This is a genomic window from Pseudomonas sp. FW305-3-2-15-C-LB1, from assembly GCF_058787615.1.
Genome location: NZ_JBYSZX010000004.1, coordinates 1 through 14,486 on the forward strand (window position 1 = coordinate 1; position 14,486 = coordinate 14,486).

The 14,486-nt window shown below is 59.2% G+C and carries 16 protein-coding genes; 9 read left to right on the forward strand and 7 right to left on the reverse strand.

The features are described from left to right. Nucleotides 1-413: 413 nt before the first annotated feature. Nucleotides 414-1,613, reverse strand: a complete 1,200-nt coding sequence (gene tyrS, locus AC3WP7_RS09370) for a tyrosine--tRNA ligase (RefSeq protein WP_010206932.1) — start codon at nucleotides 1,611-1,613, stop codon at nucleotides 414-416. Nucleotides 1,614-1,822: 209 nt separating this feature from the next. On the opposite strand from tyrS, the gene AC3WP7_RS09375 reads away from it, so the two are divergent. Both AC3WP7_RS09375 and AC3WP7_RS09380 read left to right on the forward strand, forming a co-directional pair. Continuing rightward, nucleotides 1,823-3,241, forward strand: a complete 1,419-nt coding sequence (locus tag AC3WP7_RS09375; RefSeq protein ID WP_102591862.1) for a peptidoglycan DD-metalloendopeptidase family protein — start codon at nucleotides 1,823-1,825, stop codon at nucleotides 3,239-3,241. 2 nt (nucleotides 3,242-3,243) lie between these two features. Beyond that, entirely contained in the window at nucleotides 3,244-4,335 is a 1,092-nt protein-coding gene (locus tag AC3WP7_RS09380; RefSeq protein ID WP_102591861.1) for an anhydro-N-acetylmuramic acid kinase, read from the forward strand. 67 nt (nucleotides 4,336-4,402) lie between these two features. Here the strand turns inward: AC3WP7_RS09380 and erpA are convergent, their stop codons facing one another. Both erpA and argC read right to left on the reverse strand, forming a co-directional pair. Continuing rightward, a complete protein-coding gene (gene erpA, locus AC3WP7_RS09385; protein WP_003176443.1) occupies nucleotides 4,403-4,753 on the reverse strand; it encodes an iron-sulfur cluster insertion protein ErpA in 351 nt (116 codons plus the stop codon). Between the two features lie 165 nt (nucleotides 4,754-4,918). Beyond that, on the reverse strand, nucleotides 4,919-5,953 hold the full coding sequence (gene argC / locus AC3WP7_RS09390) for an N-acetyl-gamma-glutamyl-phosphate reductase (protein WP_003210935.1): 1,035 nt from the start codon (nucleotides 5,951-5,953) through the stop codon (nucleotides 4,919-4,921). 136 nt (nucleotides 5,954-6,089) lie between these two features. On the opposite strand from argC, the gene hemJ reads away from it, so the two are divergent. The 6 genes from hemJ (at nucleotide 6,090) to coq7 (ending at nucleotide 10,538) form a co-directional block, all read left to right on the forward strand. Continuing rightward, on the forward strand, nucleotides 6,090-6,518 hold the full coding sequence (hemJ, locus tag AC3WP7_RS09395) for a protoporphyrinogen oxidase HemJ (protein ID WP_071490210.1): 429 nt from the start codon (nucleotides 6,090-6,092) through the stop codon (nucleotides 6,516-6,518). 24 nt (nucleotides 6,519-6,542) lie between these two features. Continuing rightward, nucleotides 6,543-7,505, forward strand: coding sequence for an NAD(P)H-dependent flavin oxidoreductase (locus AC3WP7_RS09400; protein WP_093527348.1), 963 nt, complete (start codon nucleotides 6,543-6,545; stop codon nucleotides 7,503-7,505). A gap of 69 nt (nucleotides 7,506-7,574) precedes the next feature. Continuing rightward, a complete protein-coding gene (locus AC3WP7_RS09405; RefSeq protein ID WP_092242347.1) occupies nucleotides 7,575-8,537 on the forward strand; it encodes a DUF805 domain-containing protein in 963 nt (320 codons plus the stop codon). 63 nt (nucleotides 8,538-8,600) lie between these two features. Further along, complete coding sequence (locus tag AC3WP7_RS09410; RefSeq protein WP_102591860.1) at nucleotides 8,601-9,389, forward strand: SDR family NAD(P)-dependent oxidoreductase; 789 nt, start codon at nucleotides 8,601-8,603, stop codon at nucleotides 9,387-9,389. Between the two features lie 46 nt (nucleotides 9,390-9,435). After that, entirely contained in the window at nucleotides 9,436-9,774 is a 339-nt protein-coding gene (locus tag AC3WP7_RS09415) for a histidine triad nucleotide-binding protein (protein ID WP_010206940.1), read from the forward strand. Nucleotides 9,775-9,890: 116 nt separating this feature from the next. After that, nucleotides 9,891-10,538, forward strand: a complete 648-nt coding sequence (gene coq7, locus AC3WP7_RS09420) for a 2-polyprenyl-3-methyl-6-methoxy-1,4-benzoquinone monooxygenase (protein WP_015886151.1) — start codon at nucleotides 9,891-9,893, stop codon at nucleotides 10,536-10,538. A 55-nt stretch (nucleotides 10,539-10,593) separates the two neighbouring features. Here coq7 and AC3WP7_RS09425 read toward each other — a convergent pair whose 3' ends face one another. Then, nucleotides 10,594-11,016, reverse strand: coding sequence for an OsmC family protein (locus tag AC3WP7_RS09425; RefSeq protein ID WP_005792019.1), 423 nt, complete (start codon nucleotides 11,014-11,016; stop codon nucleotides 10,594-10,596). A 247-nt stretch (nucleotides 11,017-11,263) separates the two neighbouring features. Between AC3WP7_RS09425 and crp the strand changes: the two genes are divergently transcribed. Next, nucleotides 11,264-11,908 carry a cAMP-activated global transcriptional regulator CRP gene (gene crp / locus AC3WP7_RS09430; RefSeq protein WP_071490216.1) on the forward strand — a complete coding sequence of 215 codons (645 nt, stop codon included), beginning with the start codon at nucleotides 11,264-11,266 and terminating at the stop codon, nucleotides 11,906-11,908. Here the strand turns inward: crp and AC3WP7_RS09435 are convergent. Genes AC3WP7_RS09435 through trpD form a run of 3 tightly spaced genes read right to left on the reverse strand, consistent with a single transcriptional unit; the run spans nucleotide 11,905 to nucleotide 14,485 of the window. Then, a complete protein-coding gene (locus AC3WP7_RS09435) occupies nucleotides 11,905-12,603 on the reverse strand; it encodes a lipoate--protein ligase family protein (RefSeq protein WP_170856046.1) in 699 nt (232 codons plus the stop codon). The genes crp and AC3WP7_RS09435 overlap by 4 nt on opposite strands. Next, the gene (gene trpC / locus AC3WP7_RS09440) at nucleotides 12,603-13,439 is read right to left on the reverse strand and encodes an indole-3-glycerol phosphate synthase TrpC (protein WP_071490218.1); all 837 of its coding nucleotides are present in this window, start codon (nucleotides 13,437-13,439) and stop codon (nucleotides 12,603-12,605) included. The genes AC3WP7_RS09435 and trpC overlap by 1 nt, the downstream gene beginning before the upstream one ends. After that, a complete protein-coding gene (trpD, locus tag AC3WP7_RS09445; RefSeq protein WP_071490219.1) occupies nucleotides 13,436-14,485 on the reverse strand; it encodes an anthranilate phosphoribosyltransferase in 1,050 nt (349 codons plus the stop codon). The genes trpC and trpD overlap by 4 nt, the downstream gene beginning before the upstream one ends. Nucleotide 14,486 lies beyond the last annotated feature (1 nt).

Here is a 14,486-nt window from a genome sequence, read left to right on the forward strand (position 1 = left end):
TTGATTCAGTTGTTAAAGAGCGGTTGGTTAAGATCTTTCGTCTCAACCGAGGCGCGCATTCTACAGCAGCCTCATTTGCTGTCAAGTGATTATTTTCAGAAGTTTTCGAAGATTTCTTCAACAACTTCAACCACTTGCGCTTCCGATCTCTCGTTAGCGGGAGGCGAATTCTACAGCGTTACACGCTGCTGTCAACACCTCTTTTTCTCCGCTTTCGACCGAGAGGATCGAAACGTTAATAGAGCCAGACAACACTGCCCTATCAACTGCTTCTGGGCTTCGATGAACTGAAGCAAGTCGCTGTCGAATTCTGCGTAACTCTTTGTTTACCAAGGAGTTTTCCGTTTCGACTGCGCCGGAAGTGGGGCGAATTATAGACAGATAAAATTCGCCGTCAACACTTAATTTCAGGTTTATTCGGATTTTAGCGTAATGCGCGCAAATGCCTTCTTCCCTGCCTGGCAAACGTGGGTAGCGCCCAGCTCGTATATAAAGGTGCGATCCACAACCTCACCATCTATACGCACCCCACCCGAGCCCAGAAGGTCGCGCGCAACCGCCGAGTTCTTAACCAGGCCAGCCTTATTAAGCACGGCAGCAATCGGCATCGCCTCGGCAGCAGACAGCTCGATCTCCGGCAAATCATCAGGCAACTCGCCATCCTTCATGCGATTACCCGCAGCACGGTGAGCACTGGCCGCAGCCTCCTCACCATGGAAACGCGCAACAATCTCTTCCGCCAGCTTAATCTTCACGTCACGTGGATTAGCGCCTGCCTCTACATCAGCACGCAGCGCATTGATTTCGTCCATCGACCGGAAGCTCAGCAACTCGAAGTAACGCCACATCAAAGCATCAGGAATCGAAACCAGCTTACCGTACATAACGCCCGGCGCCTCCTGGATACCGACATAGTTCCCCAGGGACTTGGACATCTTCTTGACGCCATCCAACCCTTCCAACAACGGCATGGTCAGGATGCACTGGGCTTCCTGCCCATACGCACGCTGGAGCTCACGCCCCATCAACAGGTTGAACTTCTGATCAGTGCCGCCCAGCTCAACGTCCGCACGCAACGCTACCGAGTCATAGCCCTGAACCAACGGGTAGAGGAACTCGTGAATGGCGATCGGCTGATTGGTGGAGTAGCGCTTGTCGAAATCATCACGCTCAAGCATGCGCGCGACAGTGTACTGAGAGGTCAAGCGAATGAAGTCCGCCGGCCCCATCTGATCCATCCAAGTAGAGTTGAACGCCACTTCGGTCTTGGCTGGATCGAGTATCTTGAATACCTGAGTCTTGTAGGTCTCGGCATTATCGAGCACCTGCTCACGGGTCAGCGGCGGACGTGTGGCGCTCTTGCCGCTCGGATCACCGATCATTCCGGTGAAGTCACCTATAAGGAAGATGACCTGGTGCCCCAACTCCTGGAACTGGCGCAGCTTATTAATAAGCACCGTATGCCCCAGGTGCAGATCCGGCGCAGTCGGATCAAAGCCAGCCTTAATACGCAGGGGCTGACCACGCTTGAGCTTTTCGATCAGCTCAGCTTCGACCAACAGTTCTTCCGCACCACGTTTTATCAGCGCTAGCTGCTCTTCAACCGACTTCATAACAGACCCGCAAGGCTCAGATTCAAAAGGGAACCAACCATACAAGATCAGGGACTAATTACAAGTTTTGCCCTGCGAACGGACACCGTTCAGCAAGCCCAGCGTTCGCGAGCTTGCGCCACAGATGATTTGGTTATATTTTATACAGTTATTTCATCTTCATCATGTCATTCATCTTTTCCATTTCATCTTCAAAGTCAAAATTACCTATGACCACTGAACCGTCTAAAGCGCCGCCGCTTTACCCGAAGACCCACCTGCTCGCCGCAAGTGGTATCGCCGCCCTTCTCAGCCTGGCACTCCTGGTATTCCCTTCCAGTGACGTAGAAGCCAAACGAACATCCCTGAGCCTTGACCTGGAAAGTCCAGTTGAACAACTGACACAAGATGAAGACGCTTCCGACGCGCAACAAGCCACAAATACGACCACCGAATCACCGTTCGCCCAGATAGAAAACAGCCCCGAAGACACCCAACAAGCAGCCCAGAGTACAGCTGCGCCTGCTGCCGACACGGCCAAAAACCCTCATCACCGCGAAGTGATCGTGGCCAAGGGCGACACCCTGTCGACTCTATTCGAGAAGGTCGGCCTCCCCGCCGCTACCGTTAATGAAGTGCTGGCGAGCGACAAACAAGCCAAGCAGTTCACCCAGCTCAAGCACGGCCAGAAGCTCGAATTCGAGTTCGCCCCCGATGGCCAACTGAACAACCTGCACAGCAATGTCAGCGACCTCGAAAGCATTACCCTGACAAAGGGCGCCAAAGGCTTTGCCTTCAATCGGATCACTACCAAGCCGGTCATGCGCTCTGCCTATGTACACGGGGTGATCAACAGCTCCTTGTCACAGTCGGCGGCCCGGGCAGGCCTGTCCCACAGCATGACCATGGACATGGCCAGCGTGTTCGGCTACGACATCGACTTCGCCCAGGACATTCGCCAGGGCGACGAATTCGACGTGATCTACGAGCAGAAAGTCGCCAACGGCAAAGTCGTGGGCACCGGCAACATTCTCTCCGCACGCTTCACCAACCGCGGCAAGACCTACACCGCCGTGCGCTACACCAACAAACAAGGTAACAGCAGCTACTACACTGCCGATGGCAATAGCATGCGCAAGGCCTTCATCCGCACCCCAGTGGACTTCGCTCGTATTAGCTCGCGTTTCTCCATGGGTCGCAAGCATCCAATTCTGAACAAAATCCGCGCCCATAAAGGCGTCGACTACGCCGCCCCGCGTGGCACGCCGATCAAGGCAGCCGGCGACGGTAAAGTCCTGCTGGCAGGACGTCGTGGCGGCTATGGCAATACCGTGATCATCCAGCACGGCAATACCTACCGCACCCTGTATGGCCACATGCAAGGCTTTGCCAAGGGCGTGCAAACCGGCGGCACAGTGAAACAAGGCCAGGTGATCGGCTATATCGGTACTACCGGCCTGTCCACCGGCCCACACTTGCACTATGAGTTCCAGGTCAATGGCGTTCACGTCGACCCACTGGGCCAGAAGCTGCCCATGGCCGACCCGATCGCCAAGGCCGAGCGTGCCCGTTTCATGCAACAGAGCCAGCCGTTGATGGCGCGCATGGACCAAGAACGCTCCACCCTGCTGGCTTCGGCGAAGCGTTAAGTATGGCGCTCTATATTGGTGTGATGTCCGGGACCAGCCTTGATGGCCTGGACATCGCCTTGATCGAGCAGTCCCCGGCGATCAAGCTGATCGCTACACACTACATTCCCATGCCCGACACCCTGCGCACTGAGCTGCTCGCTCTTTGCGCCAGCGGGGCAGATGAGATCGCTCGCTCAGCCATCGCCCAGCAGAACTGGGTGAAGCTTGCCGCTCAAGGTATTCACGCTTTACTCGACCAACAAAACCTCAAACCTCAGGACATTCGCGCAATTGGCAGCCATGGCCAGACCATCCGCCATGAACCCGCACGGGGCTTTACCGTACAGATCGGCAACCCGGCCTTGCTCACCGAGCTTACAGGCATCACCGTGGTCAGCGATTTCCGTAGCCGCGACGTCGCCGCCGGCGGTCAGGGCGCCCCGCTGGTCCCTGCGTTCCATGAAGCGCTATTTGGCGAGCACAGCGGTAACCGTGCCGTATTGAATGTGGGAGGTTTCAGCAACCTCAGCCTGATTGAGACCGGCAAACCTGTAGCCGGCTTCGACTGCGGCCCAGGCAATGTCCTGCTGGATGCATGGATTCACCAGCAACGCGGTGAACACTTTGATCGTGATGGCCAGTGGGCGGCCAGCGGCAAGGTCAAGCCAGCTCTACTCAACGCCCTGCTCAGCGACCCTTTCTTCGTGACCACGGGCCCCAAGAGCACCGGCCGCGAAGTATTCAATCTGGAATGGCTGCACCAACACCTGGGTCGCTTACCAACATTCGAGCCTCAGGATGTTCAGGCCACGCTACTTGAGCTGACCGCCCTGACCATCATCGAATCCCTGCAGGCCGCCCAGCCCCAGACCGAAACACTGCTGGTGTGTGGCGGAGGCGCCCGCAATACCGCGCTGATGAAGCGCCTGGCCGCCCTGCTACCATCAACTCAAGTCAGCAGCACCGCCACCTACGGAGTAGACCCCGACTGGGTCGAGGCCATGGCCTTCGCATGGCTGGCCCATTGCTGTCTCGAAGGCATCGCCGCCAACCGCCCAAGCGTCACCGGGGCACGAGGACTTCGGGTACTGGGCGCCATCTACCCGACCTAAAATCTCCGCACAGCAAAACGCCGCTTGGCCTATAACAGCCAAGCGGCGTTTTTGCATCCGTTGCCGATCAGATCGAGAACGAAGACCCGCAACCACAGGTGGTGGTAGCGTTAGGGTTCTTGATCACAAAGCGTGAACCCTCCAGACCTTCCTGGTAATCCACCTCGGCACCGGCCAGGTATTGGAAGCTCATCGGGTCCACAACCAGGCTTACGCCTTCGCGTTCAACGATGGTGTCATCATCGGCTACATCCTCATCGAAGGTAAAACCGTACTGAAACCCTGAACAACCGCCGCCCGTAACGAATACGCGCAGCTTCAAGCGATCATTACCCTCTTCATCGACCAGGCTCTTCACCTTGTGCGCAGCACCGTGGGTGAATTGCAAAGCCGTGGGGGTGAAGGATTCAACGCTCATGCTGATAATCTCCCGGCGTAGCGCCGCCATATGCGTAATGGTCGGCATTATCCGCTTCTCCTAGAAAAGCGGTCAACTATTGTTACGGTATATCAATCTGCGCTGTCGCCATTAAAAACACAAAAGGCCCGATCAACGGGCCTTTTGCTTAGCGACTCAACCGTCTCAAGGCAGCATGCCCGCGTGGGACAGCCCCAACTTCTCATCCAGGCCAAACAGGATGTTCATGTTCTGCACCGCCTGGCCGGACGCGCCCTTGACCAGGTTATCGATCACCGACAACACCACGACCAGGTCACCGTCCTGCGGGCGATGCACAGCAATCCGGCACACATTGGCACCGCGCACGCTGCGGGTTTCCGGGTGGCTGCCGGCCGGCATCACATCGACGAACGGTTCGTTGGCATAACGCTTTTCGAACAGCGCCTGCAGGTCGACCGAGCGATCGACCACGGTGGCGTACAACGTGGAGTGAATACCGCGGATCATTGGGGTCAAGTGCGGGACGAAGGTCAGGCCCACGTCCTTCCCAGCCGCGCGACGCAGCCCCTGGCGAATTTCTGGCAAGTGACGGTGACCTTTCACCGCATAGGCCTTCATGCTTTCCGACGTCTCGGAGTACAGCGAACCAACCGCCGCACCACGACCGGCACCGCTGACGCCCGATTTGCAGTCCGCGATCAAGCGCGAAGCGTCTGCCAGCCCCGCTTCCAGCAAAGGCAGGAAGCCCAACTGTGTAGCCGTCGGATAGCAGCCCGGTACAGCAATCAGGCGCGCTTGCTTGATCTGTTCACGATTCACTTCCGGCAGGCCGTACACCGCCTCTTCCAACAACTGCGGCGCGCCGTGCGGCTGGCCATACCACTTGGCCCACTCATCAGCGTCCTGCAGACGGAAGTCCGCCGACAAGTCGATCACTTTGGTGCCGGCGGCCAACAACTCGCCTGCCAGGGCGTGGGCAACACCGTGCGGGGTGGCGAAGAACACCACGTCGCAGGCGCCCAGGGTCTTGATGTCCGGAACACTGAACGCCAGGCCGTCGTAATGACCGCGCAGGTTCGGGTACATATCGGCCACGGCCAGCCCGGCCTCGGATCGGGAAGTGATGACCACCACCTCAGCTTGCGGATGCTGAGCCAACAGACGCAGCAATTCGACACCGGTGTAACCCGTGCCGCCGACGATACCGACCTTGACCATAAACCTGCCCTCAACGAACCCACTGGAAAGCCGTCGATAATAGGGGTCGTATCGTCCTGCGACAACCGCCAACGTGACGTATGGGCGCATGAGCCACTACTATCCTCAGTTACCGTGAACCTGGGAATAACTAGAAATGCTCTATCTATGGATCAAAGCCTTCCACATCGTCAGCGTCGTCTGCTGGTTTGCCGGGCTGTTCTACCTGCCACGCCTGTTTGTCTACCACGCCCAAAGCGAGGACACCGTCAGCAAAGAGCGTTTCAGCGTCATGGAGCGCAAGTTGTATCGCGGCATCATGGGGCCGGCGATGATCGCCACGTTGATTTTCGGCGGCTGGCTGATCTATCTGAACCCAGGCATCTTTCATTCGGGCGGGTGGATTCACGCCAAGCTGACCCTCGTCGTACTGCTCATTGGCTACCACCATATGTGCGGCGCGCAGGTAAAACGCTTTGCCCGTGGCGAAAACACCCGCAGCCATGTCTTTTATCGCTGGTTCAATGAAGTGCCCGTTCTGATATTGCTGGCTATCGTAATTTTGGTCGTGGTCAAACCGTTCTAACTTCAATTACTTGGGGTACCTCCAATGTCGCTGCCCGCTCTGCTTGAACAGCGTCTGCGCCTGCCCGTCGTGGCGGCGCCGATGTTCCTGATTTCCAACCCGCAACTGGTCCTGGCGTGCTGCCGCAATGGGGTAGTCGGGAGTTTCCCGGCGCTTAACCAACGCGAAAGCAGCGGGTTCAAGGCCTGGCTGGAGGAAATCGAAGCGGGCCTGGCGCTGCTGGACAACCCCGCGCCCTATGCCGTCAACCTGATCGTGCACAACAGCAATCCCCGCCTGGAGGCAGACCTGGCGATCTGCGTTGAGCATAAAGTGCCCATCGTCATTACCAGCCTGGGTGCCGTCAAAGAGCTGGTGGACGCGGTACACAGCTACGGTGGCCTGGTGTTCCACGACGTCACCACCCGCCGCCATGCCGAGAAGGCTGCCGAGGCCGGTGTGGACGGCCTGATCGCCGTAGCCGCCGGCGCCGGTGGCCATGCCGGCACCTGGAGCCCATTCTCGCTGATTGCCGAGATCCGCCAGTTCTTCGACAAAACCCTGCTGCTGGCCGGCTGCCTCAATCACGGGCACGAGATTCTCGCCGCCCAACTGCTCGGTGCAGACCTGGCCTATTTCGGCACGCGCTTTATCGGCACTACCGAAAGCCAGGCACCGGATGCGTATAAAGAGATGCTGCTCACATCGCGCGCCGCCGACATCGTGCACACTCCCGCTGTCTCCGGCGTGCCCGCCAGCTTTATGCGCCAGAGCCTGGAAAACGCCGGTTTCGACCTCGCCGCCCTGCAAGGCAAAGGCGAGGTCAACTTCGGCTCCAAGCTCAAGCCGTTGAGCGACGAGGCCAAAGCCTGGAAGACTGTATGGTCTGCTGGCCAAGGCGTCGGTGAGATTGATGATTTGCCCAGCGTCGATGAACTCGTTGCGCGCCTGGATGCCGAATACCGCAAGGCACGCGAACAGGCGGCACAACTGCGCTGGCCACGTTGACCCAACTGCCAGGCCTGCTGATTAGACGGGCCTGCACTACCTCCCTGAACAAGTGACAAGGAAGCCCGCATGAGCGACAACCGTTTCAAGATTGTGTTTGATGGAGCCTTGCTCCCGGGTGTCGAAAGCACCACGGCCAAACTGAACCTGGCCGAGCTGTTCAAGAGCGAAGTCGAAGCCATCGAAAAGCTCTTTACCGGCCGCCCGGTTGCGCTCAAGCGCGACCTGTCTCGCCCGGATGCGGAAACCTACCTCACCGCGCTGAAAAACGCCGGTGTCGACGCGCGCATTGAGCCCGAACAGCCTGTGGCCTTCAGCCTCGCTGAAACTCACGAGACGGATTCCGGCCCTTCTGGTTTCGCGCGTCCGGATGCCTCGCCTTATGCGCCTCCCCGCGCGGCGGTGGGTGATGACTTGCCCGAGTACGCCACCCTCAAAGTCTTCACTATCCATGGGCGGATCGGCCGCCTGCGCTACCTGGCATGGACCCTGGTGTTGACCCTGGCGATGCTGGTTGCGGGTGGCATCATCAGCACCGTCAGCTTTGCCGTGGCTACCGCCTCGCCGATTGCGGGCACCATCATCGGAGTACTGCTGGGTCTCGCGCTGTTTGTGGCGCTGGTATGGGTCAGTGTGCAAATCGGCGTGCAGCGCCTGCATGACCTGGGCTGGTCGGGCTGGTTGTACCTACTCAACCTGGTGCCATTGGTGAACAGTGTCTTCCCGATCCTGTTGCTGGTACTGCCGGGCAATGCAGGCGCCAACCAGTATGGTGCGCCACCGCCACGTAACTCCACCGCGGTAAAAGTCCTGGCCACGCTGTGGTTGGCGTTTATTCCAGTCATGCTTGCCATCGTGGTGACCTTGGGCATGAACGGTTACCTGGACCAGCTCGAAGCCAACGTGGACAGCAGCTACGAAAGCAGCTCCATCACCTCCGACGAAGACGCCGACCAGGCGGCAACCGTCGAAGAAGACGAAGCGCAGAGTGCTGACGAAGCGGGCGAACCTGTAGACTCTCCAGAACAGTAAAGAAACGCCCCCGGCCTGTGATGCCTCTGTCACAGGCGCGGCGGCGTTGCGATGGAGAAAGGCATGACCCGTTACGCTCTGATCACCGGCGCCTCCAGCGGCATCGGCCTGGCCCTGGCCGAAGCACTCGCCCGTCGCGGCCGCAGCTTGATTCTGGTGGCCCGCCAGCGTGATCAGTTGGAAAGCATTGCAATCGAATTGACCCAACGCTTTGGCGTCGAAGTGCTGTTCCGGGCCTGCGACCTTGGCGAGCCACTGCGCTTGTCCGGGTTCCTGCTGGAGCTTGAAGAAGGCGAGCGGCAGATCGACCTGCTGGTGAACTGCGCCGGCATCGGCACCAGCGGGCCGTTCCTGGCCCAGGACTGGATGACCGAACAGGACCTGATGGAGGTCAACATCCTGGCCCTGACCCGAATGTGCCACGCACTCGGCAATGCCATGGCGCTGCACGGCGGCGGGCAGATTCTCAATGTGGCGTCCATCGCGGCATTCCAGCCCGGCCCGTGGATGAGCAGTTATTACGCCAGCAAGGCCTATGTGCTGCATTTCTCCGAAGGCTTGCGCGAAGAACTGAAAACCTGCGGCATTAAGGTCTCGGTGCTCTGCCCCGGCCCGACACGCACCGCGTTCTTCGGCACAGCGCAGATGGACACCGCCAGGCTCGACCGCAGTCAACAGCTGATGAGCCCCGAAGAAGTGGCGCTCTACACCGTGCGCGCACTGGAAAAGAACAAAGCCATCATCATCCCCGGCCGTCGCAACCGCTGGATCGCCTTCAGCCCGCGTTTCAGCCCACGCTGGCTGACCCGCAAGATCGCCGGCGCTATCAACAAGGCCTATTGCCCACGCTGACGGGCTGGGTACACTCACCTTGCACATTCATAATGGAGAAACAGCTGTGGATACTCTGTTCACCAAGATCATCAACAGAGAAATACCCGCGGACATCATCTACGAAGATGACCAAGTCCTGGCGTTCAAGGACATCCACCCGGCGGCGCCCGTGCATTTCCTGGTCATTCCCAAGAAACACATCCCCACGCTCAATGACCTGACTGAAGAAGATAAAGCCCTGGCCGGTCATATCCTGTTCACCGCCCAGCGCCTGGCTGTAGAACAAGGGTGTGAAGAAGGTTTCCGGGTGGTGATGAACTGCAACCCGAAAGGCGGGCAGACCGTTTATCACATCCATATGCACGTGCTGGGCCAGCGCCAGATGAACTGGCCGCCGGGCTGATCAGCCTTTCAGCAAAGGTCGCAGCCCAGGCTGCGACCCCATGCCCTTGACGCAACGCAAACGCTTGCCCCTCTCTTGCGGTAAACTGGCCGCCGAGATTCTTCCCGGAGGTCAGCATGACTACCCAACGTCACTACTCGCCGATTGACCGTCTGTTGCTGCAAGCCGACATGGCCATGCGTACGCTGCTGCCCTTCAGCGGCCAGCCGTATCGCCCCTCACCCGCCATCGTGCAGCCCGACGCGCAGATGAGCGAGACCGAGACCCGCCACGTCGCCGGCTTGATGCGCATCAACCATACCGGCGAAGTCTGCGCCCAGGCGCTGTACCAGGGCCAGGCGCTGACCGCCAAGCTGCCGCAGGTGCGCGCAGCCATGGAGCATGCCGCCGAGGAAGAAATCGATCACCTGGCCTGGTGCGAGCAACGCATCCGCCAACTGGGCAGTCACCCGAGCGTGTTGAACCCGCTGTTCTACGGTTTATCGTTTGGGATCGGCGCCGCGGCCGGCCTGATCAGCGACAAGGTCAGCCTGGGTTTTGTCGCAGCGACTGAACATCAGGTGTGCAAACACCTGGATGAACATCTGGAACAACTGCCGGCCGAAGACGAAAAGTCCCGTGCCATTCTTGAGCAGATGCGCATTGATGAAGAACATCACGCAGAAAGCGCGCTGGATGCCGGTGGTTTTCGCTTCCCGGCGCCAGTGCGGTTTGGCATGAGCCTATTGGCCAAGGTCATGACTAAAAGCACGTACCGAATCTGAGCCAAAAGAAGGGCGCTATCACAGCGCCCTTTCTTTTTGTCCGCCGATTGAGCGATCAACCCAACTCAATTATCTCGTAATCATGGGTAATGGCCACCCCGGCCGCGCCCAGCATGATCGACGCCGAGCAATACTTCTCCGCCGACAGTTCGATAGCGCGCTTCACCTGCGCCTCTTTCAGCGCCCTGCCCTTTACCACGAAATGCATGTGGATTTTGGTGAATACCTTGGGGTCTTCGGTGGCACGCTCGGCCTCCAGGAAGGCTTCGCAGCTTTCCACGGCCTGGCGGGATTTCTTCAGGATGCTGACCACGTCGAAATTGCTGCAACCGCCTACGCCCAGCAGGAGCATTTCCATCGGGCGTACGCCCAGGTTACGGCCACCGGCTTCCGGCGGGCCATCCATGACCACCACATGGCCACTGCCCGACTCACCGAGGAACATGGCTTCGCCCGCCCATTGGATGCGTGCCTTCATCGCCCAGACTCCACTGCTAAAAAAGGGTCGCCAGCTTAGCACAGGGCCCACCTGCGTCAGCGTTTGCAACAAAAGCGATCAAAAGCAGGCTTTGCGCGGAAAATTGGCTAATCGAGTCAGAATGTGTCTGTTAAGCTGACGCCAAATCGATGGCGTAATGCCACCCTTTATGCAGCGCGTATCAATGCCGATACCCGATGAATACAACAACTCCAACTATTTAGCGCAGTCTTTTCGGGATACAACCATGGTTGCCCTTACTCCCATACCCAAAATCAAGAATCTCGACAAACTGTTGATGCATTGCCAGCGCCGCCGCTACCCGGCCAAGCACAACATCATCTGCGCCGGCGAACGCTCCGAAACCCTGTTCTTCATTATCAAAGGCTCGGTCACCATCCTGATCGAGGATGAAGACGGCCGCGAAATGATCATCGCCTACCTGAACACCGGGGATTTTTTTGGGGAGTTGGGGTTGTTCGAACAAGCCGGCAAGGAACAGGAACGCAGCGCCTGGGTGCGTGCCAAGGTCGAGTGCGAAGTGGCCGAGATCAGCTACGCGAAATTCCGCGAACTGGCCCAACAAGATCCCGACATCCTTTATGTCCTCAGCGGCCAGATTGCGCAACGCCTGCGGGACACCACGCGCAAAGTCGGCGACCTGGCATTCTTCGACGTCACTGGCCGTGTAGCGCGTTGCCTGCTTGACCTGTGCAAGCAACCGGACGCCATGACCCACCCCGATGGCATGCAGATCAAGGTCACGCGCCAGGAAATCGGGCGCATTGTCGGCTGTTCACGGGAGATGGTCGGACGCGTGCTCAAAGACCTGGAAGAACGCAACCTGGTGCACGTCAAAGGCAAGACGATGGTGGTGTTCGGTACCCGTTAAACCGGCAGGAAGCTGGCCAACATCTGGCGGTACAAGGTGTCCAGCCGGCTGATCGCATCGGGCGCCGGGAAGGCTTCGTGCAGGGCGATATGACTGTCGGCACGCACCCGCTGTTCAAGACCGCAGGCTTCATTGAAGCGATTGACCGCCGCGATCAGGTCTTCGCGATCGTTTTCCAGCAACAGCGCACCGTGCACCAGGCCCACCGGGCGCCCCCCGCTTTGGCGCCAGCGCTGGGCAGTGCCAACCATTTTCCGGCCATTGAGATTGACGTTGTAGCGACCGTCGCAAAATGCGCCGTCGATCTCGCCGACAGACGCATCGCCGCCCAACTCGATCAGCAAGTCGCAGATCGGCTGACATAAACGCAGGTAACCGGTTTCGATACGATTCTGGTCGCCCTCACTGCGCGGCGGGGCGTAGACCAGGGCGATGTTGACTGTGGCACTCGACTGCGGCACCGGCTCACCGCCGGTTTCACGCAGCAGCACCGGCCAACCCGCATCGGCTGAAACCTGGCTGGCGGTTTCAAAGGCCGGCAAGCGGCTCAACCGACGCGGCATGACCAAAGCCTGATCGCTGGGTTGCCAGAACAACAACCCATACTCCCGCTCACCTGCGCAAACAGCCGCCAGCAGGTCTTGCTCGGCGGCAAGTCCTGCTTCGACGGTCATCGCCACCGGCTGCGTCATCATCAATCCAGCGTCGAACCGCTGACCGCCATGCCCCGCTCCGGGAAGAACAGGCGCTGCAATTCAGCCCCCGGGTTCTCGGCACGCATGAAGGTCTCGCCCACCAGGAACGAGTACACGCCACTGATCTCCATCAACTCCACGTCGGCACGGTTGACGATGCCACTCTCGGTGATCACCAGACGGTCGCGCGGAATCCGCGGCAACAGGTCGAGAGTGTTTTCCAGGCTGACTTCGAAGGTGTGCAGATTACGGTTGTTGACCCCCACCAGCGGTGTGTCGAGGGTTTTCAAGGCGCGTTCCAGCTCATCGCCGTCATGCACTTCCACCAGCACGTCGAGGCCGACGCTTTTGGCGACGGCAGCCAACTCGGCCATCTTCACGTCATCCAGCGCGGAAACGATCAGCAGCACGCAGTCGGCGCCCAGGGCACGGGCTTCGACGATCTGATACGGGTCGACCATGAAGTCCTTGCGGATCACCGGCAACTTGCACGCGGCGCGGGCCTGCTGCAGGAACAGGTCGGAACCCTGGAAGTAGTCGATATCGGTCAGCACGGACAGGCAAGTCGCCCCTCCCTTCTCATAGCTGACGGCGATTTCCGATGGCACAAAGTGTTCGCGGATCACGCCTTTGCTCGGCGAGGCTTTCTTGACCTCGGCGATCACGGCCGGTTGCTTCTGCTTGGCCTGGGCGATCAGTGCATTGGCGAAACCGCGCGGTGCATCGGCGATCTTTGCCTGGGCTTCCAGCTCGGCCAGGCTCACGCGGGCGCGCCGCTCGGCAACTTCTTCAGCCTTGCGGGCCAGGATTTTTTCCAGAACGGTCGGCACACTCATCCTTCATTCTCCATCTTGAATACTGCGGTGAATGCTCCCAGCTCTTCGAGCTTCTCACGAGCCAGACCGGTGTGCAGCGCATCGTGGGCCAAGGCAACACCCTCCTTAAGACTATAGGCGTGGTCGGCTGCATAAAGTGCCGCGCCAGCATTCAAAACAATCATCTCGGCGGCTTTCTGACCGTTCTCGGTCTTGCGACGGCCCAAGGCATCACGAATCAGTTCCAGGGAGGCCGCCGGGCTTTCCACCGCCAGGCCGTGCAGGCTCTGGCTCTTCATGCCCAGGTCTTCCGGCTCGACCCAATACTCAGTGACCTGGTCATTTTTCAGCTCCGCCACGAAGGTCGGTGCCGCCAGGCTGAATTCGTCCAGGCCGTCCTTGGAATGCACCACCAGCACATGCTTGCTGCCCAGGCGTTGCAGTACTTCGGCCAATGGCCGGCACAGCGCCTGGCTGAACACACCCACCACCTGGTGTTTCACACCGGCCGGATTCGTAAGCGGGCCGAGCATGTTGAACAGGGTACGAAGGCCGAGATCCTTGCGCGGGCCGGCAGCATGCTTCATCGCACCGTGGTGGGATTGGGCAAACATGAACCCAATACCGACGTTGTCGATACAGCGCGCCACTTGGATCGGGGTCAGGTTCAGGTAGATCCCCGCCGCTTCCAGCAAGTCGGCGCTGCCACTCTTGCCGGAGACCGCGCGGTTACCGTGCTTGGCCACAGTGCAACCCGCCGCCGCCACCACAAACGAAGAAGCCGTCGACACGTTGAAGATGTTCGCACCGTCACCGCCGGTGCCGACCACGTCGACCACACCATCGAGGGTCTTGAGCTCGACCTTGTCCGCCAGCTCGCGCATGACCGACACGGCGCCGACGATTTCGTCGATGCTTTCGCTCTTCATGCGCATGGCCATCATGAACGCGCCGATCTGCGCGTCGGTGCATTGACCGGTCATGATCTCGCGCATCACATCGCTCATTTCAGCGGTGCTCAGGTCCAGGTGGCCGACGATACGGCTCAGGGCAGTCTTGATATCCATG